Origin of the sequence: Ottowia caeni (assembly GCF_050821495.1) — a bacterium.
In the GTDB taxonomy this organism is placed as follows: domain Bacteria; phylum Pseudomonadota; class Gammaproteobacteria; order Burkholderiales; family Burkholderiaceae_C; genus Ottowia; species Ottowia caeni.
This window is the reverse complement of the sequence record NZ_CP151080.1, coordinates 1,318,541-1,341,841: the sequence shown is the minus strand read 5'-3', so window position 1 is coordinate 1,341,841 and position 23,301 is coordinate 1,318,541. Positions and strand designations below refer to the sequence as shown.

Below are 23,301 nucleotides of genomic sequence, written 5' to 3'. Positions count from 1 at the left end.
GATTTACTTCGTCACAACCGAAACCTTGCTTTCCCCTTCGAAAGCACGTCATTGTTGGCGTCTAGGGATGTTTCGCCACCTTAGACGGTCGTAGTGCGGCCTCTTCGGGGCAGCACTACGAAAGCAAACTAGAGTTCGAGCGCGTCTAAGACAAACGTTTGCCCGGTTTCCTTGATGGTAAACCGATAGCGAACAGCGCCATACCCGTTAACAGCGCAGCTCCCCCCGATTGATACGTGCAGCCCCCTCCAAGCTCGAACACTACTGAAGTCCCACTGGCGATAACTTGATTGTTTGCCAATCCAGTGAACGCGGGCCGGATAGTAGAGGCCGATAGTTTCTCCGCGACCAAGTTCGTGATGGTGTAGTTCTGACCTGTTGCGACGAGCCTGAATTTGCCAACAGTGAAGGTTTGCTTGCATTCCGACGGTGCACAAACAATTGTTTGTCGGTAATTTGGACGACCACTGTACGGCAACGCCTCAAGCTGCTCATACACCCCAAAAACGTCGTGAATGGAGTAGAGGGTCAGGCTTGATGTGGAGACATTCACCGTAACGGCAGCCGGTTCACTGTCGACCGTACCGTCATTGACCACCAAGCTCACAACGTATTCACCCTCCTTGTCAGCAACGAAGGTCGGATGTACTGCCGCACTCGATGACAAACTTGCGGCACTGCCCTCAGGTTTGGAGGTCATCGACCAGCGGTAGGTCAAGGGATCACCATTGGCATCAGCACTCGCGCTGCCGTCCAAAGTGACGCTGGTCTGAGGCTGCACGTATTGACTCATACCAGCATTTGCAGTCGGCGCTATATTCCCGCTAGAGGCTAAAACAGCCACGGTGGCAGGTGCGCTATCGACTTGACCGTCATTGACGATCAGACTTACAACGTATTGGCCATCTAGTTCTGGAAAAAAGCTTGGCTGCTCTGTCTCGGCACCCTGCAGCACCGCGGTGCTACCTGCAGGAACAGACGTTAGCCTCCACTTATAAGTCAACGGCTCACCGTTTGATCCCGCGCTTGCGCTGCCATTGAGACTCACCCTCACCCCAGTAGGAACCTCCCGACTGACTCCGGCGTTAGCTACCGGAGGGGCGTTGGACCACTCCACTACGGGGGGAGTGGATATTGGGGGAGTGGAGCCAGCTGGAGGAGTCCCTGATTGATCTCCGCCATCACCACCTCCTCCACAAGCAGAGAGAAAAACGGCAGCGAGCAGCGCTGCAATTCCGAGCAAATTCTTTGATTTCATTTTTTGGAAAGAGAGGTCTACAAATTGACTTAAGGAAGGTGCTCAAAACTCGTGACGACGCGCGAATCAGATGTCAGGGCGCATCGCTGCGTTGGCTTTCATCGCCAATAGCTGGGCTATTGGCAACAAAATCCGCCTTGCGCTGCATCCCTGGCATCGGCCCGCGCTTCCCGCCAGAGTTTTGAACACCTTCCCTAGAATCTGACGGCAACGAAAACCTGCGGCACAGCACATTCCAATCAATGGGTAACTGCAAGACAACATTAGTTCCATAGAAAACCACTCTTTTGCCAACTTCTTTATGAGAACTAAAGAAATACTTACAACAGCCAAGTTGACAATCATTAGTTCTAAAATACCTTTTATATCTGGAATGACTTGCACAGATGACTCCCCACCAAGATCAGTGGCAGTCAGCTGATCGCGTGACCCTGCACCATTTTTCAATCGGCGAGGTATACGCGGACCAATGCAGTTCTTGTCATTTGTTCAAATACGTACAAGGAACGAAGGCTTTCCGGCGACCAAGCACTTGAGAAGTACGCGCAGGAATGCGAACTTGAGGTGCTCCGCCGCATCAGAGAGAGTCAATCGCTAGGGAGCTAGCCCCCAGATCGAGCTTTGGTCCCGGGGTTAGCCGAAAACGCAACGGTGATTTGATCAGCAAGGGTGGCCAGCGTTTATTGGTAACGCCCGAGCGAACGGAGTCTGCACGTTTGAGTGCAGACATCATGGATGTGCACAACAGCGATGTGGCCCTGCTGGCGCCTGACCCCTATCCTGTGGTCAAGCAGGAACACTGCTGGCCGAGCGCGCAAGGAATTGCTCGCCCCCGCGCATACGGGTGCGCTTGAAGCAGATGCGCCGCCTGATTCAACAGCATGGATTGCGCACCAAGGCCGAGCAAAAATTCGTCGTGACCACCAGGGGCAAGCAAAAAATGCCCGTGGGATCCGATCCGGCGCACCACTGGATCAACCCCGATGCGCCCAACCATTTGTGGAGTCCAGGATGCTTTGCGCGACTGGGGCATACGCTTATCGACAAACAGGGGAAGCAACCGCGGGTACGCGCCGCCCCAGAGCTTCTGGGAACACTTGAAAACGGCCAAGCTGTACGCCAAAATTCGCCGCCCGAAGCAGGCGATGCATGCAGTGATGTAATGGTTGCTTTATACGATCAGAATTGGTCGCATTTGATGCTGGCCTCGCTCAAGGCAATGCACTAGGCACGCTCGCTTGCGGCACAACGTAAAAATGCCGTGTATGCATTGCGCGAACAAAGCCACAGCACTGGAGTAGTCTTACCAAGAACCTGCCTCGTGGAATGCATTTCATCCAGATGCCTGCAGACTATCTCGGAAGCCTGGAATCACTTTCATTGCGAAAGCGACTGGTGCCCGGGGTCGGAATCGAACCGACACTCCTTTCGGAACCGGATTTTGAGTCCGGCGCGTCTACCAATTTCACCACCCGGGCGGGTATTGAAGCCTCTAATTTTACATTATTTGCTTCACTGCCTTGTGAGCACTATGCTGACGGCGCCTGCCAAAACTTGACGAGCATGAGCCTGCAGAATTTCTCAAAGGCTTAAGCTCTTAGGCGACCACCACCACTGGATCACGGGTACAGTAAATTTCAGGTTTACCGCCTGAAATTCCACCAATAACCGTGTAGCGACAGCGACAGCTGCAAATTATGGCACATTTCAAGACATGAACTACCTGACGATCGAAGACGCAATTGGACGCACGCCGTTGGTGCGGTTGCAACGCATTGATGCACAAGACAATTTAGCTCGCGGCAACGTCCTGCTGGCGAAGTTGGAGGGCAACAATCCTGCCGGATCCGTGAAGGATCGACCAGCTTTATCGATGATTCGACGCGCAGAAGAGCGCGGAGAAATCAAGCCTGGCGACACTTTGATCGAAGCCACTTCCGGCAACACCGGGATCGCTCTGGCCATGGCTGCAGCGATTCGAGGCTACCGCATGGTGCTGATCATGCCGGAAGACCTGTCAGTGGAACGCGCACAGACCATGAAGGCATTTGGCGCGGAACTGATCCTGACCCCCGTTCTGGAGGAATGGAATACGCGCGTGACCTGGCCGACAAGATGGTGTCCCAAGGCAAGGGCGTGGTGCTTGATCAGTTCGCCAATGCCGACAACCCGCGCATCCATTACGAAACTACCGGCCCTGAATTGTGGGAACAAACCGGCGGCCGCATTACGCATTTCGTCAGCGCAATGGGCACCACAGGAACCATCACGGGCGTTTCCCGCTTCCTGAAGGAGAAAAATCCGCAAGTACGGATCATTGGCGCCCAACCAGCCGAGGGGTCTCGCATTCCCGGTATTCGGAAGTGGCCAGAAGAATACCTTCCGAAAATCTACGACGCCCAACAGGTGGACGAAGAAATGGCTGTGACGCAGTCGGACGCGGAGGAAATGGCCCGACGCATGGCGCGTGAAGAAGGTATTTTTGGGGGCGTTTCCGCGGGGGAGCAGCCTGGGTGGCACAGCAGATTGCCGCGCGCGAGCAAAATGCCACCATTGTGTTCGTGGTGTGCGATCGCGGAGACCGCTATCTGTCCACCGGCGTATTTCCAGCCTGAGGCTGCCTCTTCCCTACCACCAATAAAAAATGGCCGACTGGAATTTTTGCCCTCAGTGTGCGACGCCCCTGTCGATGATCACGCTCGAAGAAGACAGCGGCCCGCAGGCGCGGCTGCGTTGCCCGGCTTGCGATTTCACACACTGGAACAATCCGGTGCCGGTGCTGGCGGCCATCGTCGAGATCGACGGCAAAGTACTGCTGGCGCGCAATGCCGCCTGGCCCGGCAAGATGTACGCATTGATCACCGGCTTCATGGAGGCAGGCGAATCTCCGCAGGAAGGCATCGCGCGCGAGGTGAAGGAAGAAACCAATCTGGATGTCCTGTCCACGAATTTAGTGGGGGCCTATGAGTTTCTTCGGATGAACCAAGTCATCATCGCCTACCATGTAGTGGCTGAGGGCGAGGTTCGTCTTTCACCGGAATTGGTCGACTACCGACTTTACGACCTGGCCGATCTGAAATGCTGGCCCGCCGGCACGGGTTACGCGCTGGCGGACTGGCTCCGCACACGCGGGCACGAGCCCGTGTTTTTTACAGCAGAAGAAAATGCCGAACGCAGGCGCCCTTAACAAAGCGCCGTGGGTATGACACATGAATATCGACAAGGAAGTAGACGCGCGCGGCCTGAATTGCCCGCTGCCAATCCTCAAGGCCAAGAAGGCCCTGGCCGAACTACAGAGCGGCCAGTTGCTGAAAGTGATCTGCACTGACACCGGCTCGGTGCGGGATTTTCAGGCCTTCTGCAAGCAAACCGGCCATCAACTGGTAGAGCAGCTGACTGTGGGTGACGAATTCATCCACGTGCTGCAGAGGCGATAGCCAGGCTGCCTGCGAGACTTAAGGATGCCCTGCATAACCCTCGCGAGTCGGTGGTAGTGCGGATCGGGATGAGGCGCAAGGCGTCATTTTGCAGCCAATAGCCCAGCTATTGGCAAGAAAAGCAACGCAGCGGATCGCCCGAGGCCGTGCTGCTACCGACCGCAGGGAGTTGTGCAGGGCATCCTTAAAGCTCAAGCGCCTTGAGGTACTCGCGGAATGTTTCGCCCATTTGCGGGTGCTGCAGAGCGAGTTCCACAGTGGCTTGCAAGAAGCCATCTTTGCTACCGCAATCGTAGCGCTTACCCTCATACTGATAGGCATAAACGCGCTCTTTGGCCATGAGGCGCGCAATGGCATCGGTCAGCTGGATTTCACCTCCAGCCCCCGGCGGCTGATTGCGGATTTCATCAAAAATACGTGGCGTGAGAATGTACCGCCCCGCTACGCCCATGCGTGAAGGAGCATCCGCCGGCGCGGGTTTTTCGACGATGCGGTCAATGCTGATCAAGCGTTCGCCCGCGGCCTGACCCGCCACAATGCCGTAGCGCCGCACCTGATCTTCAGGCACCTCCTGAACGGCCAGCACCGAGCGGCCCAGCGCACCGAAGGCGTGCACCATTTGGGTCAGGACTCCGGGGCCACCCTTCGGTCCCACCATCAGGTCGTCGGCCAACAACACGGCAAACGGCTGGTCGCCCACGATGTGCGCGGAGCAAAGCACCGCATGACCCAAACCCAGCGAGCGGGCCTGGCGCACGTAGGTACAGACCATGTCGTCCGGCTGCACGGCACGCACGACCGACAACAGTTCTGACTTGCCTGCGGCTTCAAGTTCGCTTTCAAGCTCGTAGGCGGTGTCGAAATGGTCCTCGATGGCTCGCTTGCTTCGCCCCGTGACGAACACCATGTGGCGCACGCCGGCAGCGTAGGCTTCTTCCACCGCGTACTGGATCAGCGGCTTGTCCACGATGGGCAACATTTCCTTGGGGCTGGCTTTGGTGGCCGGAAGAAAGCGTGTGCCCAATCCTGCAACAGGAAAAACGGCGGTGGTGACCTGGCTGTTGATAGACATAGTTGAAGGGTCTGGTGATGGTGTCAACTGGTAGACGGTGACGGCTTTTCTGGCTGGATTCAACCTAGATCCGGCAGTTGGACGCGCCCGAGCAGGTCGTCATCGGGAGCGCTGGCAAGGCGCGAGGACGCGGCAGGCTCGAGCCTGCAAGGACGAGCAACGCGGCCAGCGCACCCGAGGGCGGCCTGATCGGGTGCGTAGCGCTCTCACCTAACGGGTGAGCGTTATCGGAGCATAGAAATTGAGTGTTCATGCGGCTTTCCTGAAGATTTCAAGCGGTCAACTGCCGGATCTAGGTTCACCCCAGGCGTGCGAGCTGGCCGCGAATTTTTTCCAGCGACGCGTTGAAATCAGCCATGCGTTTCTTCTCTTGTTCGATCACAGCGGGAGGTGCTTTTGCAACGAAGGCCTGGTTGCCGAGCTTGCCGCTGGCTTTGGCGATTTCGCCCTCAAGACGACCGGCTTCCTTGCCCAGACGTGCTTTCTCAGCTTCGATGTCGACCTCCATGAACAGGGCCAGACGGGCATCACCGACCACCGCCACCGGAGCTGCCTGAGCGGCAGCCTGCCAAGCGCCCTCTTCGTCGAATACCTTGACTTCGCTCAGCTTCGCCAGCGCCTGTAGCAGCGCCGCGTTGGCCCGCATGAAGGCAGCATCGCCCAGAACGTACAAGGGCATGCGTTGGGCAGGGGACACACCCATCTCGCCACGCAAGTTGCGGCAGGCCTCAACCACGCGCTTTAGTTTTGCAACTTGCTCCTCGGCTTCGGCATCCATGCGGGCTGCATTCGCCACCGGATAAGGCGATATAGCGATGGAGTCGCCAGCTTGCCCCGCCACGGGTGCAACGGTTTGCCAAAGCGATTCGGTCACGAAAGGAATGATCGGATGCGCCAGACGCAAAATGACCTCAAGCACGCGCACGAGCGTGCCGCGTGTGGCGCGCTGCTGCTCTGCACTGCCAGTCTGGATCTGCACCTTGGCAATTTCGAGGTACCAATCACAAAACTCGTTCCAGACGAAGTCGTAGATCGTGTTGGCCACGTTGTCGAGACGGTAGTCGGCAAAGCCTTTGGCAATATCGGCCTCGGTCTTTTGCAGACGGCTGATGATCCAGCGGTCGGCGGGAGAGCGATGAGCGGCGATGTCTTCCGACGCGGAGCAGTCATGCCCTTCGCAGTTCATCAGCACGAAGCGGGTGGCGTTCCAGAGCTTGTTGCAGAAGTTGCGGTAGCCCTCGCAGCGCTTGCTGTCGAAGTTGACGGTGCGCCCCAATGTGGCCATGGCGGCAAAGGTGAAACGCAACGCATCGGCACCGTAGGCTGGAATACCCTCAGGGAACTCTTTCTTGGTGTTGTCGCGAACCTTGGGTGCGGTTTCTGGCTTGCGCAGGCCGGTGGTGCGCTTTTGCAGCAAAGGCTCCAGCGAAATACCGTCGATCAAGTCAACCGGGTCCAGCACGTTACCCTCGGACTTGCTCATTTTCTTGCCGTGCGCGTCCAGCACCAGACCGTGGATGTACACATCACGGAACGGTACCTGGCCGGTAAAGTGCGTCGTCATCATGATCATCCGGGCTACCCAGAAGAAAATGATGTCGTGACCAGTGACCAGCACGCTGCTGGGCAGATAAAGGCTCAGATCCTGCGTTTTTTCTGGCCAGCCGAGAGAGGAAAAAGGCACCAGCGCGGAGGAATACCAGGTATCGAGGACATCTTCATCGCGCGTGAGCGGGCCGGTGTACCCGGCTTGCGCGGCCTTGGAACGCGCTTCTTCTTCACTACGAGCCACGAAGATGGCGCCGTTGTCGCCATACCAGGCCGGAATCTGATGGCCCCACCATAGCTGGCGACTGATACACCAGTCCTGGATGTTGTTCATCCACTGGTTATAGGTATTGACCCATTGCTCTGGCACAAAGCGAACCTGGCCAGACTGCACGGCGTCGATCGCCTTCTGCGCAATGCTCTTGCCGGTTTCATCAGGCTTGCTCATGGCCACGAACCACTGGTCGGTCAGCATGGGTTCAATGACCTGCCCTGTACGACCACAACGCGGCACCATCAGCCGGTGCTTCTTCGTTTCTACCAGCAGACCCAGCGCCTGCAGATCAGCTACCACGGCTTTGCGCGCCTCAAAGCGGTTGAGGCCGCGATACTTTTCGGGTGCGTTGTCGTTGATGGCGGCATCCAGCGTGAGCACGCCGATCATTGGCAGCCCGTGGCGCTGTCCGACCGCGTAGTCGTTGGCGTCGTGTGCCGGTGTCACTTTGACAACCCCTGTGCCGAATTCCTTGTCAACGTAGTCATCAGCGATGACGGGAATCTCACGCCCCACCAGAGGAAGCCTGACCTGCCGGCCGATCAAGTGCTTGTAGCGCTCATCTTCCGGGTGGACCATTACAGCCACGTCACCCAGCATGGTTTCGGGCCGGGTGGTAGCCACCACCAGCTGGCCACTGCCATCGGAAAGCGGATAGGCGATGTGCCATAGGAAGCCCTCTTCCTCTTCGCTCTCCACCTCGAGATCGCTCACGGCCGTTTTTAGCTCCGGATCCCAATTGACCAGCCGCTTGCCGCGGTAGATCAAGCCTTGCTCGAAGAGCTGCACGAACGTTTCCGTGACGACCTTGCTGAGCTTGTCGTCCATGGTGAAGTATTCACGACCCCAATCGACGCTGGCGCCCATGCGGCGCATTTGCTGCGTAATGGTGTCGCCTGACTGCTTTTTCCATTCCCACACGCGGGCGACGAAATTCTTGCGCCCCAGGTCGTGCCGGCTTTGCTTTTGCTCTTGCAACTGCCGCTCTACGACAATCTGCGTGGCAATGCCAGCGTGATCGGTTCCCGGGACCCAGACGGTATTGAAGCCCAGCATGCGGTGATACCGCGTGAGGCTGTCCATAATGGTCTGGTTGAACGCATGCCCCATGTGCAGCGTGCCCGTGACATTGGGTGGCGGCAGCTGAATGGCAAAGTTATCGCCCTTGGCGGCTGCCTCGTCGCTGGGCTGGCCCGTGCCGCGATAACCGGCTCGGCCCAGGCCGTGCTGCTCCCACGTGGGGCCCCAGCGCGATTCGACGGCGGCGGGATCAAAAGATTTGGACAGGGCGGCAAGGCCCGGCTGCGAGAGCTGCTGTTCAGACATGGCGGAGGGCGGCGTAACCGCAATTGACATAGCCCGCAATGCCTAGGAGCAACGGGCAAGGAAACCATGATTTTAGCCTTGTGGTAGCGTGCAGACACATCCGCGAACCCATCCGTCCGCTCTGCCGCCGGTTGGCGAAGTCGTATGCGCAGCAAAAGACGCAATCAATAGAATCCGTCTCCATCATGCTTTCCCCCGCCGACACCCACATGGATTCATCTCCCGATCTGGAACGACGCTTTGGCGGCCTCAGCCGCTTGTATGGCCCGGAGGGCGCCCGTAGGGTTCGCGCGGCGCATGTGGCCATCGTTGGTATTGGCGGGGTGGGTTCCTGGGCTGCTGAAGCCGTGGCCCGCAGCGGCGTGCGCGAGATCACGCTGATCGACCTCGACCATATTTCAGAATCGAACGTCAATCGGCAGATTCATGCCCTGACTGGAACGCTGGGCCAGGCCAAGGTCGAGGCCATGAAAGACCGTATTGCTCAAATTCACCCGGGCTGCGTCGTGAACACCATCGACGAGTTTGTCGAACCCGGCAATTGGCCGAAAATTCTGCCTTCATCGGTTGACGCGGTCATAGACGCATGCGATCAGGTGGCCGCCAAAGTGGCCATGGCGGCATGGGCGCGACAAGGACGACACTGCTTCATTAGCGTAGGCGCGGCCGGAGGCAAGCTGCGCGGCGACCGCGTAGAAATAACCGACATTGCCGACGTCACGCATGACCCCCTTCTGGCGCAAGTGCGTTATCGCCTGCGCCGCGAGCACAACGCGCCCTCCCCTGGCCGACGCATAGGCGTGGACTGTGTCTTCAGCCGCGAAAGCGTGGCACAGCCCCCTGCAGCCTGCGAGAGTGAGCAGTCCGACGGCAGCCTGAATTGCCACGGATACGGCTCCACAGTAGCCGTTACAGCCACCTTCGGCTTGTGCGCTGCCGGATGGATTTTGAACAAAATAACTCAGAGAATTTGAAATCCTAAAAAAACGCGCTATACTTCGAGGCTTACTCGGAAACGAGTGAGAGAGTGGGACGTTAGCTCAGTTGGTAGAGCAGCGGACTTTTAATCCGTTGGTCGCAGGTTCGAATCCTGCACGTCCTACCACTAAACAAAAAAGAACCGCGCTCTTCAAAAGATAGCGCGGTTTTTTCATCCTAACTTGCACGGAAACGAGTAAGAGATGGGACGTTAGCTCAGTTGGTAGAGCAGCGGACTCTTAATCCGTAGGTCGAAGGTTCGAATCCTTCACGTCCCACCACCAAACACAAACAAACCGCGCTATCCAAAAGGTAGCGCGGTTTTTTTTGCGGCTCTTCCAGGCCATCTCGATGGAACGTCACGCGCAGGCTCACGCGCTTCACGCACGCACGGAACGTTCCGTTGCACTTATCGTCAGCCTGTTACTGTTAAGCGTGCGAATATCAGGTGCGCCTGCAGAAAATAGCATTCTGATCAATAGCCCAGGGTTTCTGATCCATGAACTCGCCAAGAACCATGAAAACACTATTTGCCATTGCTTTTGCCGCGTTCGCTCTGTCGGGCTGCGCCGTGTATCACGGCCATCACGACAACTATCCGGGCGCGAAGAAGGAACACCCGCATGGCTGCCCGCCCGGGCAGGCGAAGAAGGGCCGCTGCTGATTGCTTGGTATGGGTTGAAGGTGGTTAGCCTACATCAGACTCATGCTTGCCTGAGTCCTTGGGGGTCTTCAATGCGCCTCCCTATGCGGTCCATCATTTTGAACCGCCCGCTGCCTTCTACTGACGTGGTAGGCGGTCACCACAGCATGCGCTACCAGATCGACGCTGGGGCGGACCTGCCCCTCCTTGTCGGTCCAGACTTTCGGCGTCAGCTCGCCCGATAGCGCCACGCTGTCGCCATCACCCAACGCCAGCAGTGTCGCCTGCACGGAATCCGTAAAGGCAATCACATTCACGAACAGTGGCTCGCCGTCTCCAGCGGAAGCGCGCACCTTGCACACTGTGAAGGGCTTGTCGGATTTTCCGGTGCGTTGTTCAGCGGTTCCGTATAGTTTTCCGGCGATCAGTGCATCAATCATTTCTATCCTTAAAAAAAGCATCGCAGCAGTCACGCGCGAAAGACCTGGCCCGACGTGCAGAGTCTGCTCGGGACCAGCGAGAATCACGGCCGCTCAGTGCCCGCCACCGCGGGGCATGAGTGACCAGTCAACTGGACTGAATCAACGTAGGATTATTCCAGCAAGCCGTTTTCCGCAGAACCAAGCGCGCTGGCCAGGGGATCCATCATCACGATGGTTGACACCGAATCGTAGTAAGCAGGGTTTGCGCCGATCAATAGATCGTGAACAGGTTCTTAGCGCTCGCTACCTGTGAGCCGTGAAAGTACGGCTACCACGATGCGATTGCATCGTTCACCATCAAACTATCAGGTAGGCGCCGAAAGCAAGCTACTGCAAAAGGCAGCACTTGATCTGGCTGTTACCTTCCAGGGTCATCACAAGGCGCATGCCGACTTGCTGGCCAAGACGATAGAGAAGCTCGGCGGCAAACCTGTCAGCGCCAAGAGCGCTTATAACTTTCCGGTCGATCAGCTTAATTCTCAGGAAGACGTGCTGCGCTTCGCCGCCAAGCTGGAACAAGGGGCCGTCAGCGCATACCTGGGTGCGGTGCCGTTATTTGTAAACCGCGATCTGTCCAAGGCCGCAGCCAGCATCCTGGGCGATGAAGCCATGCGCTGGGCCGTACTGCGTCAGGCGGTCGGCGAAGCCCCGGTACCCTCGGCGTTCGTATCATGACCATCAAGCACTGCCTGTTGGTGGGCGCTTTGCTCGTTGCCACGACTGCGTCAGAAGCGGCGCCAAGCACCTTGAGCGGCGAGCAGATTTATGCCCGGTGTTTGGCCTGCCATACACTCGCCTATGACCGGGTAGGGCCTCACCACTGTGGCTTGTTGGGGCGGCGCGCGGGTAGCGTGCCCGGCTTCGCCTACTCAAGCTGGATGCGGTAGCGGGAGGATGCCAGAGCGCCCATTTCTGGCAAGCCCGCTCCAACGTGTCTTGCACAAGATCGTCGGCACGCACAGCATCGCCCACCAGCGCCTGCGCATAACGGCGCAGACGGGGAATGTGGGCGATGGCAGCGTCGACGTTCACTCAACCTAAATCAGCGCTTGGCTCAGGGCTTGGCTAATGACTTGGCTCAAGGCTTGGCGACATGCCAAGTATTGTTGGCGAATCCGTCGCCCGTCTTATCGCCGGGCTTGGAATCTTTGGCCCAATAGTAGAGCGGACGCCCTTTGTAGGCCCATTGTTTGCTGCCGTCATCACGGGTCACGATGCCCCAGTCTCCCATGGCGGCAGCGCCCGATGGTGCGGCCAGTGGTGGCCAATTGGTGGCGCAGCCACCATTGCATACACTTTTGCCCGAGCCAGCCGTATCCCGATCAAACACATACAGTGTCATTTGATTGGGGCCGACCAGCACACCATCCATCGCTGTGGCTGGAGACTGTGCATAGGCCACCTGAACCAACGAACAGGCTGCCAGCAGGGTAGATGCCAGTATCGAACGCGAAGCAATCCGAATCACGATGTCTCTCCTTGAAGTGGACCTACGGTAAACAGACTTGCGGATGGTTTTATTCCATGGCGTACAGCAAATATGAAAAAGCCCGGCTGCTTGATAAAGCGCCGGGCGTGTAAACAGGCTTTGTTACCAAAGCCGCAGATACAACGATGCGCGTCTTCAGGTCACCGAATCCCGTCGGGTGGCTTCGGGCCTTGGCGCACGCTCTAGTGCCCAAAGCAACGCTCCGCCCACGATCAACACACCGACGCCGGCCAGAGCACCAGCCTTCACATAAACCAGCGAAGACCACAGCATGTACAAACACACTGCCGAAAACAGCAGCGGCAGCACGGGGTAAAGAGGCACTTTGAATGGCCTGGGTGTTTGCGGCTCCCGCACGCGCAACACGATCAGGGCCACGGAGCAGAGGAAGAAAAAGGTCCAGAAGACCGGTGCCGTGTAGTCGACCATGGTCTGAAAGCCCCCGCGCAGGCTGCCGCCGAAAGCCACCAAGACCAGCGCGAAGCCCGATTGAGCATAAAGTGCCGCCGTGGGGACACCCCGTACCGGGTGCCACCGACCCAGCGCGTGCAAGGCCGGCCAGTCACGGCCCACGGCAAAATTCGTGCGCGCCCCGACGATCATGGTGGCGTTAATGGATGTCAAGGACGCCACGGCAACAGCTACGGCGATCAGCGTCTCCCCGGTACGCCCAAAGGCCACACGCAACAGGTCAGCCGCAACGGCCTGGCTTTTGGCCATGCCCTCAATGCCCAGGCCGTAGGCGTAGGCCAGGTTCACAGCCAGATAAAGTACCGTGATGAGCGTGATGCTGATGACCAGCGCATGCAGAATCCGCCGGCGTGAGCCCCGCAACTCGGCGCTCAGATAGGCGGCTTCGTTCCAGCCACCGTAGGTGAGCAGCACGAAAACCATGGCCAAGCCCAGCATGGCCATGTCCGGCGGCCCTGAGGCACTGACTGCCTCCGCGGGTGGTGGCACCATGGGTTGCCCCGCTCCCGCCTGCCACAGCCAGAGCCCGGCGGCGATGATCAGCACCAAACCCAGGACCTCTGCCATCGTCAGCCAGCTTTGCGTGCCAGCACCTGCGTGAATGCCGCGCCCGTTAACCCAGGTCAGCACCAGAACCGCCAGCGCACCCCAGATCGCTGAGCTGTACACCCCCAGGGGTACCAAAGCGGTCATGTAGTCGCCGAAGACGAAAGCCAGCAACGCGATCGAACCGGTGGTAATGACTGAGAAACGCGCCCATGCAAAAAGAAAAGACATGTGGCGGCCATAGGCACGGTGCAGGAAGTGATAGTCACCCCCCGCGTGGGGCCAGGTCGCCGCCAGTTCGGCATAGCAAAGTGCTCCAATGAAGGAGATTATGCCTCCTGCTACCCAGGCGGCCAGCATCCAGCCCATGGAGCCGGTGAATTGCGCGACCAGTGAGGGGGCCTTGAAGATCCCCGCGCCAATCACAATCCCGACGATGATCGCCACGGCCTCACGCAACCGAATGGTAGGTTGCGGTTGGGCGGCTTCGCTGAGCGGGGGCGTCATTCTGCCGAAATCGATTCGGCCTCGCCCTCGGGCGCAGGTCCGGAGCCACCAATGGCGGGCGCATCGCCCAGCCTGCGTGCGGTAAAGGGCGCTCGCGTTGCGCCCTCGAAAACTGAGCCGGTGATACGGTTGCCGGCGATTTGCCCTTCGAATCTGCGCAGAAGGCCGTCTTCGTCAGTCAATGAGAAGTGCATCCGATCACCTGCAACCTTTGGCTCGCGCACGCCGGTGCTGAATTCCCGGAAAACCACATCACCAATGAAATTCTGGAAGGTTTGAGTGAGCTTCATGGTCACAGTGACCGGGCCACTGCGTTGCGGAAAAGTCAGCTCCCACTCACCGCCAACATTGGCGGGCACCAGCCAAAGGTGCACCGAGGCGGTGCCAACTCGGGAAGTTTCGTCGGGCACCCAGCGCCCCATACGGAACTCATGCGAAACCACACGCGTGCCGGGCTTCAGGGCAAGAATACGGTGCCGCAGCTTCAGGTTCAGGTGCGGCAGCAAGTACATGGTGATGACCGTGGCGCGTGAGAAGTCTGACTCGAAGATGTCTGCCTTCTCAAACTCCGCGCGTTGCGCCACGCCCGCTGCTTCAGCGCGTTGTTTGGACAACTCGACCAAGCTCGGGTTGTATTCAATTCCCTTGCCCTGCGCACCAAATTCACGGGCTGCCGCAATAACGATCTTGCCGTCGCCGGAGCCCAGATCGATCACGTAGTCTCTCGGAGTGACCGACCCCATACGCAGCATGCGCGTGACCAGCGCGTCTGGAGAGGGTATCCAGATGACATCTTTACCGGCCTGTCCGCGCTTGGGCTCATAGACTCCAGAGCCTCCCGCAGTTTGGGCCAACAGCGCCGGCGATGCCAGCATGCCGCTAGCGACCAGAGCACCGGAGCGGGCGAGAAACGCACGGCGCAGTGCATGAGGTAGGGCAGCAATTGTCAAAAGAACCTCCGGAAACTTAATCTGTAAGAAAAACGGACCTACTTCCTGCTGTTGCAGTTCCCCAGAAAGCCCCAGTGAAAACCCTAGGGTCGCAAAATAGGACACTAGCCCCCGCGCACCATCTGCAAAATCTTGCCGGTATTCAGGCCACGGGACATCTCCTGCATCTGCGGCAAGTACTGCGCCTGCAGCTGGCGACCGTCGGTCATCACATGCTGGTAGGCGGACTGCATCATCTGCTTGCTAAGCGCGCGGCCGCCCGCGTAGTACTGGTTGGCGACATGCCCCAGCGCATAGGTGGAAGCGAAGCTCATGCCGCTGCTGACAGCTTGTCGGCCCAGTCCACCGAGCATGCCTTTGCCCAGCAGCTTGCCAATCAGTTTTCGGCCGGCCTGCTCCAGGTATTGCGACGTCAAACCCACGCCGAGGGTGGCCAGCAGATCTTTGATGTGACCCCGATCCAGCTCGTAGCCATAGCTCTGGCCTATCTGATAGACCAGCCGCATTTGCAACGGAATGATGGCCAGCGTGGAAAGGTTCTCTGGCAGCAACTCGATCGCGCCGTTGAGGATAGACGCATTGAGGATCTTGCGATCCATGTCCGCCGCCGAGAGCTTGCCAGGGCGACGCTCTGCAACTGCGATGGGGAGCTCATCGACAGCGTGAGGGTGTGGCGCAGGCAGCCCTACATCGGTCATTTCAGGCGGCTTAACGGAAGTACCCGCCAAAGGTGCCGAGACCAGTGATTCGGCCTGATCGACGATCTCTGCAGATTCGCGCCCACTCCCCAGGGCTAGAGCCTCACGCAGCCGCGCAAGAAAGGCCTTTTCCGGCTCGCTGGCTTGGCCATCTGCCTCGCACACGCACAGAGCCATCTCGTAGGCCAGCTGGCGCGCCTCGCTACTGCGGAGTTTGGGCAATACGTCGGCCAGTTGCACCCGCCGCATCAGCACATCTTGGTAGAGGGCGGGAAGATTGATCAACTGATCTTGCGCCAGACCCTCGGCCACTTGACGGATCTGCTCGCGTTCCCGGTCATGCTTGTCGCCGTCGGCGTAAGCGGCCAACAGGCAGATGGTAAGAATGGCGTGGATTTCCTCGGTGCTCATCAAATTCCTCATGGAGTGGGTTTTCATGAAACATGGGTGCGGCAAAACAACACCCTTTCCGACCCAGTTCAACCTAGTTCAGCGTCATTTGAGCATAAGTTGGACAGATTCAGTGTGTCACGCTGAATGATGCGGCTTGTGCCCAAGACACCGGAGATGGTTCTTCACCTACCTCGGGGGTTCCATGCCGCCGCGTAGAAACAATTCACTTTTGAATGAGCCCTTGCGCGACTGTGGGATAGTTCAACTTCAGGCGCAGCTCGCGCTTCATGCGGCGATTTTCCAGCCGACGCGACTCGCGCATGAAGGATAGTTGCATCGGCGAGAGCGCCTGCATGGCCTCGGCCATGGTCACTCTTGGAGGGCGCGGCAATTGGTAGAGGTCGGCCGCGAGATCCATGTAGTCGCCCATTTTGAGATCGCTATCGTCGCAGACGTTGATCACCCGCTGAGCGCCCCCCGCCACAAGGCGAGCACACAGGCTCGCGCAAGGTCGTTGGCATGGATGTGGTTGGTAAAGACATCCTCGTGCGCCGAAAGCACGGGCGCGCCCTTCAGCAAGCGTTCGCGGGGCGTGCCACCCACGCGATCAGGCGCATAAATGCCCGGTATGCGCAAAATGCTGGCGCGCATTCCCGCACGCCCCAATAGACGCACATGCGCTTCCGCATCCACCCGACGCTTGGCGCGCGCTGTCTGAGGGTTGACGCCCATGGTTTCAGCTACCCAAGCTCCGCCCGCATCACCATACACACCGCTGGTTGATCCATACACCAGGGCCGTCGGCAGCGCCCGCCGGCGAATCGCCTGCACAAGCGCCAAAGTTCGCCGATCCCGCTCCCCTTCGCCCGGTGGCGGAGCCAGATGAATCACTCGCGTCGCAAGGCCCGCCAGCCGGGCGATCGTTGAAGGCCGGTCAAGATTTCCCAGCAGAGGCACGACACCCTGTGCCCGCAACGCAGGCAAACGTGCCGTGCTGGAGGTGAGCGCCATGACCCGAAGACGGGGGTGCAAGCGCTCTGCCGCACGCATACCCACGTCGCCGCAACCGACGATCAGTATGCGCTGGCGCCTGAAGCGTGCCGGTAAGGCACCAAGGGGATTCTGGTTTGAAGGCAAAATCGAACAATCAATCGTTAACAACGCGATTTCGCAAGGATAACCAACCCATGACATTTCACATTACCGTTGAGCCCAGTGGTCGCAGCTTTGAAGCAGAAGCTGGCGAAGCCATGCTTGCCGCCGGCATTCGCCAAGGCATCGGCCTTCCCTATGGTTGCAAAGATGGCGCCTGCGGGTCTTGCAAGTGCAAGAAACTGTCGGGCACCGTGGTGCATGGGCCTCACCAAGATAAAGCACTGAGCGCGGAAGAAGAAGCCCAGGGCTACGTGCTGACGTGCTGCGGCGTGGCACAGAGCGACGTGGTGCTGGAATCGCGCCAAGTCACGCACGCTGGCGCCTTCCCTATACGCAAGATGCCGGCTCGAGTGGCCTCCCTGGAGAAAAAATCACACGACGTGATGTCCGTCAGACTGCAATTGCCAGCCAACGATGTGATGCAATACCACGCGGGCCAGTACATTGAGTTCATTCTGCGCGATGGCGCGCGCAGAAGCTACAGCATGGCCAATGCGCCGCATCTGCTGATTCAGCAGCCGGCGGGCGGCGGCGCAGGAGCGCCTATTGTGGAGTTTCATGTTCGCCATATGCCTGGGGGCAAGTTCACCGACCATGTGTTTGGCGCCATGAAGGAAAAAGAGATCCTGCGAGTCGAAGGCCCGTACGGAAGCTTTCACTTGCGGGACGATTCACCCAAACCCATGATCTTGCTGGCTTCAGGCACGGGCTTCGCGCCGATCAAAGCCATCATTGAGCACATGCAGTTCATGGGCATTACGCGAGAGGCTACGCTTTATTGGGGCGGGCGTCGGCCGCAGGACCTGTACATGGACAGCTGGATCAAGGATCGCCTGGCCGAAATGCCGCACCTGCACTATGTGCCGGTGGTTTCTGATGCGCTGCCCGAAGACGGCTGGACCGGCCGCACCGGTTTTGTCCACCGCGCGGTGACGGAAGATTTTCCGGACCTTTCGGGCTATCAGGTTTACGCCTGCGGGGCACCGATCGTGGTCGATTCTGCCCGGCATGACTATGTAACCAAAGCCGGCCTGCCCGAAGAAGAATTCTTCGCCGATTCGTTCACAAGCGAAGCGGACAAAGCCCACACAACGGCTTAAGAGCCCGCCCAAACGACACAAACTCAACACCACACATTCTCCCGAACACCACATGGCTTCCAGCGCACCTTTCAACGAACCCATCGGCTTCATCGGTGGCGGCAACATGGCCAGCGCCATCATCGGCGGGTTGATTCGCCAAGGCCTGGCGCCCAGCCAGATCCGCGTGGTCGAGCCCTTTGAGGCGACGCGCACGGCCCTCATGGCCCAGCACGGCGTGAGGGCGGAAGCATCAGCCGGCGACTTCCTGCAAGACGCCGCGTTGCTGGTGTGGGCCGTCAAACCGCAAATCTTCACCGAGGCAGCCGCCCCCGTAAAGCCCTTTGCGGGCAAAGCGGTGCACCTGAGCGTGATGGCCGGCATTCGCACCGGCAGCATTGCCGCCGCTTGCGGAAGCGAGCGCGTGGTGCGCTGCATGCCCAATACCCCGGCGCTGGTGGGAAAGGGCATGACTGCCCTGTTTGCCACCGCAGGAGCGAACGAGCAGGATCGCTCGCGCGCAGAGCAAGTGATCCGCACCACGGGCGACGCCCTGTGGGTAGAGCGCGAAGAGCAACTGGATGCGGTTACGGCACTTTCGGGCTCGGGCCCGGCCTACGTGTTCTACTTTCTCGAAGCCATGCAGCAAGCTGGCGAGCAGATGGGTCTGAGTGCCGCCCAAGCCCGACGCTTGGCAGTAGGCACCTTCGATGGCGCCAGCGCGCTGGCCGGCGCATCGGCCGACTCACTGGCCGTGCTGCGTGAGCGCGTGACCAGCAAAGGCGGCACCACCTACGCGGCCCTGACCTCCATGGAAGGCAGCGGAATGAAAGAGGCTTTCATCCGCGCCATGCTGGCTGCGCGCGATCGGGCTGTGGAACTGGGCGACGAATTCGGGCGGTAGAACGAGTGCCCTGCGATTGGGCTCTTCACGCCCACGAAAAGGCTATAACGATGCCAGCAAACAGCGTGAACCCCAGCCAGTGGTTGAGTCGAAACGCCTTGAAGCAACCGTCTCGGGTGCGGTCCTTGATCAGGGTGTAGTGCCACGCCACCTGGGCTAAAGCAATCGCAAAAGCCACCAACAGGATGGTTCCCGGCACGTGCTGCCAGGCCACTGACAGCCAGATAGCCAGATAGGCCAAGTAGAAGCCTGTGATGGCCATTACGTCGAAACGGCCAAGCGTGATGGCCGAGGTTTTCATGCCAATCCGAAGGTCATCGTCGCGGTCGACCATGGCATATTCCGTATCGTAGGCCAGCACCCAGAACAGATTGCCCGCCAGCAGTATCCAGGCCTCTAGGGGCACCTGGGCCAGCACCGCCGAGTAGGCCATGGGAATTCCGAAGCTGAAAGCCACTCCGAGCACGGCCTGCGGCATCGAGATGTAACGTTTGGCGTAGGGGTAGATCACAGTCACGGCCAGCGCAGGAAACGACCACGCAATGGTTGGTGCGTTGGTCGTCAACACCAGGAAGAATGCCAGTAACGCCAGCACCGCACCCACAGCCAACGCTTCCTTGACGCCCAGTTGGCCACTGGTCACGGGGCGATTGACTGTGCGCTTGACGTGGCGGTCGAACTCGCGGTCAGCAACGTCGTTGATGCAACAGCCTGCCGAACGCATCAAGATGGTGCCAAGCGTGAAGACGATCAGCAGGTGTACGCCAGGAAATCCCCCTTTAGCGAGCCAAAGTGCGCCCAGCGAAGGCCAGAGTAGCAACAGCCAGCCAGCAGGCCGATTCCAGCGAATCAGATCAAGATACAGCGAGAGACGGCTTCGGGTGGCGGGAATAGATTCGATACGGGGAGAAGTCATTCAAGGGGCAGTCATTAAATCTGCGATGTATGAGCCTGCCAGAGGGGCAAACCACACAGCATCGAATTTGCTCAGGACAGGCGGTGAACTCCAGGCAGCTCGCAGGCGTAGATTGCATTGCGCAGTGCCGCAATCGCCTCATAGCGCGTGAAACTGCGCCTCCAGGCCAGCACAACGCGGCGCATAGGGGGTTCGTTGGTTACCTCGTCTTCGATGGGCAAGTATCGGATGAAACTTTCATCATTGTGCGCGGCCTTTGATTTGCCCCCTGATTCACGCGACGCCAGCGCTTCGGCGGGCACAGACAGCCGAGGAACGAGGGTCACGCCCATTCCGGCGGCCACCATGTGCTTGATGGTCTCCAGCGAGGAGCCTTCGAAACTCTTGCGAATACCCTCGGCATCGCTGGAAAAGCGCGCAAACTCGGGGCACACCTGAAGTACATGATCGCGGAAACAGTGGCCATTGCCGAGCAGCAGCATGGTCTCGCTCCTGAGTTGCTGGGTGCTGACGAACGACTCCTTGGCCAGCGGGTGGCTGGACGGCACCGCCGCCATGAAGGGCTCGTCATACAGCGGCGCCATTGCCAACCCGGTGTCGGGAAACGGCTCGGCCAGAATGGCGCAATCGATCTCTCCCGTGCGAAGCATTTCCAGAAGGCGAACCGTAAAGTTTTCCTGGAGCATCAGCGGCATCTGGGGAGTGCGCTCAATGATCTGGCGTACCAAGTCTGGCAAGAGGTACGGACCAATGGTGTAGATCAGACCCAACCTAAGCGGTCCGTTCAGTGGACTTTTTCCGCGCTTGGCGATTTCCTTGATCTCGGCAGCCTGTTCCAGCACGCTCTGCGCCTGCCTCACGATTTCCTCGCCCAGCGGCGTCACGGTAACCTCGCCAGCACTGCGCTCGAAAAGCTTAAGCTCAAGCTCATCCTCCAGCTTCTTGATAGCTACCGAAAGCGTAGGCTGGGAGACGAAGCATGCTTCGGCGGCCTTGCCAAAGTGTTTCTCTCGGGCCACAGCCACTATGTATTTGAGTTCGGTCAGTGTCATGCGTTGCGCCCTCAAGCTTTCAAATATTCGGATTTCCCCCCAGCCATCGATCGATGTGCTGGCGGGCAAGACCAGGGTGGTGCTTGAGCATCGTCAACGCCGCCTGACGCGCCCAGTCGAGCAAAGCCGTATCTTCCGCTAAATCTGCAAAGCGCAGCAAGGCCGCGCCGGATTGACGTGAACCCATGAATTCGCCAGGACCGCGAATATCGAGGTCACGCCTCGCAATTTCGAAGCCGTCGCTGGTCTCCACCATGGCTTTCAGCCGTGCGCGCGCCGTCTCACTCAGGCGCCCCCCTCGGGCACGTCGTACAGCAGCACACACGCAGAAGCAGCCGCACCGCGCCCGACGCGTCCTCGCAATTGGTGCAATTGGCTCAAACCGAAGCGCTCAGCATGCTCCACCACCATCAGACTGGCATTGGGAACGTCCACACCCACCTCGATGACCGTGGTGGACACGAGCACCTGCATCTGACCAGCCGTGAATTGCTCCATCACAGCCTTCTTGTCCGCCACGGGCATGCGCGAATGCAGCAGGCCCACCACCACACCCGGCAACGCCACGGACAACTCCTCGTGCGTCTCCGTGGCATTGCGCAAATCAAGCGCTTCGCTTTCCTCGATCAGCGGACACACCCAGTAGACCTGCCTTCCCAAACCAATCTGCGCGCGAATTCGTTCGATGATCTCGGCGCGCCGATGCGCCGCTATGAGCTTGGTCACCACAGGGGTGCGTCCCGGTGGGAGCTCGTCGAGTGTGGAAACATCCAGATCGGCGTAATAGCTCATGGCCAGCGTGCGTGGAATGGGCGTGGCACTCATCATGAGTAAGTGAGGTTCGTTCAAAATGACGCCTGGTTGCCCGCTGTTTTCAGGGCCTGCCATTTTTTGCCGCAAATCGAGCCGCTGTTGCACCCCAAACCGATGCTGCTCGTCGATCACAGCCAGCCCCAGCTTGCTGAAGACCACCTGCTCCTGGATCACGGCATGAGTGCCCACGACCAACGCCGCCTCACCACTGCGGATGACCTCCAGCATCTCGCCACGGGCCTTTTTTTCTGACTGCCAGTGAGCCAGGCCACGCGCTGGCCTCGCGCTTGCAGCAGCGGTGTCAGCCACTCGGTCAGTTTAGCGAAGTGCTGCTCGGCGAGAATTTCGGTTGGCGCCATGAGCGCGCACTGCCATCCGGCATCCATGGCAATGGCGGCCGCCAACGCAGCAACCACAGTCTTGCCACTGCCCACATCGCCTTGCAACAAGCGGTGCATTGGCTGTTGGGCCGCCAGGTCTCGCGCAATCTCCTCCCCCACTCGGCGCTGCGCTCCGGTCAAACCGAAGGGCAGAGCCGCCAGCAACTGCTCGTGCAAGCCACCACGCTCTGCCCGCAACATAGGCGCGCGCAGGTGTTCGCGCTCTCGCCGCGCCTGAAGCTGAGACAGCTGCTGAGCCAGAAGCTCCTCAGCTTTCAGGCGCTGCCAGGCCGGGTGGACACGGTCCTGGAGTTGGGACATCGAGGCGTCGGGTGTGGGCAAATGAAGGAAGGTCAGCGCGTCCCGAAGGTTCCAGGCTGACAACTCCTTTACCTGACTCAAACACGGCCCAGCGATGGTTTCCGACAGATCGGCCCGCGCCAGTCCAGCCAGCACTGCCTTGCGCAAGTACGCCTGTGGCAGAGCCGCCACGGTGGGATACACCGGCGTCAACGCCGAAGGCAATTGGCCGCCGGCGGACCGAACGGCAGGGTGCATCATGGTCCAGCCGGCCAATCCGCCGCGAACCTCCCCACGCAAACGCAGGCGTGCCCCCACCGCCATCTGCTTTTGCATCGAAGGGTAAAAATTGAAAAAACGCAGCAGGCATTGATCGCTGCCGTCATCTACCGTGACCAGCAATTGCCGACGTGGACGCAAATTCACCTCGGCGTGAACGACCTCTGCCTCGATCTGCACCACATCGCCTTGCCTGGCATCTCGAAGGCGCATCAATCGCGTCTCATCCTCGTAGCGCAGTGGCAAATGCAAGGCGAGATCAATGTCGCGCGTGAGGCCAAGCTTGCGCATCGCCTTCTGCGGCGCACTGAGTTTGGGTGGTTGGGAAACAGGGGCCAAATCGGACATGTG

At 59.1% G+C, this 23,301-nt stretch carries 20 protein-coding genes, 3 tRNA genes and 6 pseudogenes; 13 read left to right on the top strand and 16 right to left on the bottom strand.

What is annotated here, in order from left to right; translation table 11 throughout:
• Positions 1-145: 145 nt before the first annotated feature.
• Both AAAK34_RS06545 and AAAK34_RS06540 read right to left on the bottom strand, forming a co-directional pair.
• Positions 146-1,258 (bottom strand): PKD domain-containing protein, encoded by a 1,113-nt coding sequence (locus AAAK34_RS06545; RefSeq protein ID WP_431777860.1) that lies wholly within the window; start codon positions 1,256-1,258, stop codon positions 146-148.
• Positions 1,259-1,324: 66 nt separating this feature from the next.
• Positions 1,325-1,705, bottom strand: coding sequence for a hypothetical protein (locus AAAK34_RS06540; protein ID WP_431777859.1), 381 nt, complete (start codon positions 1,703-1,705; stop codon positions 1,325-1,327).
• A 284-nt stretch (positions 1,706-1,989) separates the two neighbouring features.
• Between AAAK34_RS06540 and AAAK34_RS06535 the strand changes: the two genes are divergently transcribed.
• Together AAAK34_RS06535 and AAAK34_RS06530 are read left to right on the top strand one after the other, a co-directional pair.
• Positions 1,990-2,112 carry a hypothetical protein gene (locus tag AAAK34_RS06535; protein WP_431777858.1) on the top strand — a complete coding sequence of 41 codons (123 nt, stop codon included), beginning with the start codon at positions 1,990-1,992 and terminating at the stop codon, positions 2,110-2,112.
• Between the two features lie 32 nt (positions 2,113-2,144).
• Complete coding sequence (locus AAAK34_RS06530) at positions 2,145-2,486, top strand: hypothetical protein (RefSeq protein WP_431777857.1); 342 nt, start codon at positions 2,145-2,147, stop codon at positions 2,484-2,486.
• A gap of 165 nt (positions 2,487-2,651) precedes the next feature.
• Here the strand turns inward: AAAK34_RS06530 and AAAK34_RS06525 are convergent.
• Positions 2,652-2,736 (bottom strand) — tRNA-Leu (locus AAAK34_RS06525).
• 236 nt (positions 2,737-2,972) lie between these two features.
• Between AAAK34_RS06525 and cysM the strand changes: the two are divergent.
• The 3 genes and pseudogenes from cysM to AAAK34_RS06510 all read left to right on the top strand — a co-directional run bounded on the left by cysM (position 2,973) and on the right by AAAK34_RS06510 (position 4,695).
• A pseudogene (gene cysM, locus AAAK34_RS06520) lies at positions 2,973-3,873 on the top strand (cysteine synthase CysM).
• 29 nt (positions 3,874-3,902) lie between these two features.
• Entirely contained in the window at positions 3,903-4,445 is a 543-nt protein-coding gene (locus AAAK34_RS06515) for an NUDIX hydrolase (protein ID WP_231693516.1), read from the top strand.
• Positions 4,446-4,467: 22 nt separating this feature from the next.
• The gene (locus tag AAAK34_RS06510) at positions 4,468-4,695 is read left to right on the top strand and encodes a sulfurtransferase TusA family protein (protein WP_231693517.1); all 228 of its coding nucleotides are present in this window, start codon (positions 4,468-4,470) and stop codon (positions 4,693-4,695) included.
• Between the two features lie 184 nt (positions 4,696-4,879).
• Here the strand turns inward: AAAK34_RS06510 and galU are convergent, their stop codons facing one another.
• From galU to AAAK34_RS06495, 3 genes are all read right to left on the bottom strand, one after another.
• Positions 4,880-5,767, bottom strand: a complete 888-nt coding sequence (gene galU / locus AAAK34_RS06505) for a UTP--glucose-1-phosphate uridylyltransferase GalU (RefSeq protein WP_231693518.1) — start codon at positions 5,765-5,767, stop codon at positions 4,880-4,882.
• 64 nt (positions 5,768-5,831) lie between these two features.
• On the bottom strand, positions 5,832-6,020 hold the full coding sequence (locus AAAK34_RS06500; RefSeq protein WP_431777856.1) for a hypothetical protein: 189 nt from the start codon (positions 6,018-6,020) through the stop codon (positions 5,832-5,834).
• A gap of 45 nt (positions 6,021-6,065) precedes the next feature.
• A complete protein-coding gene (locus AAAK34_RS06495; RefSeq protein ID WP_431777855.1) occupies positions 6,066-8,945 on the bottom strand; it encodes a valine--tRNA ligase in 2,880 nt (959 codons plus the stop codon).
• 155 nt (positions 8,946-9,100) lie between these two features.
• On the opposite strand from AAAK34_RS06495, the gene AAAK34_RS06490 reads away from it, so the two are divergent.
• The 4 genes from AAAK34_RS06490 to AAAK34_RS06475 all read left to right on the top strand — a co-directional run bounded on the left by AAAK34_RS06490 (position 9,101) and on the right by AAAK34_RS06475 (position 10,557).
• The gene (locus AAAK34_RS06490) at positions 9,101-9,889 is read left to right on the top strand and encodes a tRNA threonylcarbamoyladenosine dehydratase (protein ID WP_231693519.1); all 789 of its coding nucleotides are present in this window, start codon (positions 9,101-9,103) and stop codon (positions 9,887-9,889) included.
• 55 nt (positions 9,890-9,944) lie between these two features.
• Positions 9,945-10,020, top strand: a tRNA-Lys gene (locus AAAK34_RS06485).
• Positions 10,021-10,098: 78 nt separating this feature from the next.
• Positions 10,099-10,174, top strand: a tRNA-Lys gene (locus AAAK34_RS06480).
• 236 nt (positions 10,175-10,410) lie between these two features.
• Entirely contained in the window at positions 10,411-10,557 is a 147-nt protein-coding gene (locus AAAK34_RS06475; RefSeq protein ID WP_231693520.1) for a hypothetical protein, read from the top strand.
• A 68-nt stretch (positions 10,558-10,625) separates the two neighbouring features.
• Here AAAK34_RS06475 and AAAK34_RS06470 read toward each other — a convergent pair whose 3' ends face one another.
• Positions 10,626-10,976, bottom strand: coding sequence for a single-stranded DNA-binding protein (locus AAAK34_RS06470; protein WP_231693521.1), 351 nt, complete (start codon positions 10,974-10,976; stop codon positions 10,626-10,628).
• A gap of 345 nt (positions 10,977-11,321) precedes the next feature.
• On the opposite strand from AAAK34_RS06470, the pseudogene AAAK34_RS06465 reads away from it, so the two are divergent.
• Positions 11,322-11,693: pseudogene (locus AAAK34_RS06465) on the top strand (ferritin-like domain-containing protein); the annotation flags it as partial.
• A pseudogene (locus AAAK34_RS06460) lies at positions 11,690-11,902 on the top strand (c-type cytochrome); the annotation flags it as partial. The pseudogenes AAAK34_RS06465 and AAAK34_RS06460, both read left to right, overlap by 4 nt.
• Here the strand turns inward: AAAK34_RS06460 and AAAK34_RS06455 are convergent.
• The 6 genes and pseudogenes from AAAK34_RS06455 to AAAK34_RS06430 form a co-directional block, all read right to left on the bottom strand.
• Positions 11,898-12,050, bottom strand: a pseudogene (locus AAAK34_RS06455) (RNA polymerase sigma factor); the annotation flags it as partial. The pseudogenes AAAK34_RS06460 and AAAK34_RS06455 overlap by 5 nt on opposite strands.
• Before the next feature lie 46 nt (positions 12,051-12,096).
• The gene (locus AAAK34_RS06450; RefSeq protein WP_231693522.1) at positions 12,097-12,486 is read right to left on the bottom strand and encodes a COG4315 family predicted lipoprotein; all 390 of its coding nucleotides are present in this window, start codon (positions 12,484-12,486) and stop codon (positions 12,097-12,099) included.
• A 156-nt stretch (positions 12,487-12,642) separates the two neighbouring features.
• On the bottom strand, positions 12,643-14,031 hold the full coding sequence (locus tag AAAK34_RS06445) for an amino acid permease (protein WP_231693523.1): 1,389 nt from the start codon (positions 14,029-14,031) through the stop codon (positions 12,643-12,645).
• A complete protein-coding gene (locus AAAK34_RS06440) occupies positions 14,028-14,981 on the bottom strand; it encodes a methyltransferase domain-containing protein (RefSeq protein WP_431777854.1) in 954 nt (317 codons plus the stop codon). The genes AAAK34_RS06445 and AAAK34_RS06440 overlap by 4 nt, the downstream gene beginning before the upstream one ends.
• A gap of 104 nt (positions 14,982-15,085) precedes the next feature.
• The gene (locus AAAK34_RS06435) at positions 15,086-16,090 is read right to left on the bottom strand and encodes a TerB family tellurite resistance protein (RefSeq protein ID WP_231693525.1); all 1,005 of its coding nucleotides are present in this window, start codon (positions 16,088-16,090) and stop codon (positions 15,086-15,088) included.
• A 205-nt stretch (positions 16,091-16,295) separates the two neighbouring features.
• A pseudogene (locus AAAK34_RS06430) lies at positions 16,296-17,209 on the bottom strand (SDR family oxidoreductase).
• Between the two features lie 50 nt (positions 17,210-17,259).
• On the opposite strand from AAAK34_RS06430, the gene AAAK34_RS06425 reads away from it, so the two are divergent.
• Entirely contained in the window at positions 17,260-18,327 is a 1,068-nt protein-coding gene (locus tag AAAK34_RS06425) for a CDP-6-deoxy-delta-3,4-glucoseen reductase (RefSeq protein ID WP_231693527.1), read from the top strand.
• Positions 18,328-18,379: 52 nt separating this feature from the next.
• Positions 18,380-19,210 (top strand): pyrroline-5-carboxylate reductase, encoded by an 831-nt coding sequence (gene proC / locus AAAK34_RS06420; RefSeq protein WP_231693528.1) that lies wholly within the window; start codon positions 18,380-18,382, stop codon positions 19,208-19,210.
• A 25-nt stretch (positions 19,211-19,235) separates the two neighbouring features.
• Here proC and ubiA read toward each other — a convergent pair whose 3' ends face one another.
• From ubiA to recG, 3 genes and pseudogenes are all read right to left on the bottom strand, one after another.
• Complete coding sequence (gene ubiA / locus AAAK34_RS06415; RefSeq protein ID WP_231693529.1) at positions 19,236-20,126, bottom strand: 4-hydroxybenzoate octaprenyltransferase; 891 nt, start codon at positions 20,124-20,126, stop codon at positions 19,236-19,238.
• Positions 20,127-20,197: 71 nt separating this feature from the next.
• Positions 20,198-21,178: a LysR substrate-binding domain-containing protein gene (locus tag AAAK34_RS06410; RefSeq protein ID WP_231693530.1), complete on the bottom strand. Its 981-nt coding sequence runs from the start codon at positions 21,176-21,178 to the stop codon at positions 20,198-20,200.
• An 11-nt stretch (positions 21,179-21,189) separates the two neighbouring features.
• Positions 21,190-23,298: pseudogene (gene recG, locus AAAK34_RS06405) on the bottom strand (ATP-dependent DNA helicase RecG).
• Between the last annotated feature and the right edge of the window lie 3 nt (positions 23,299-23,301).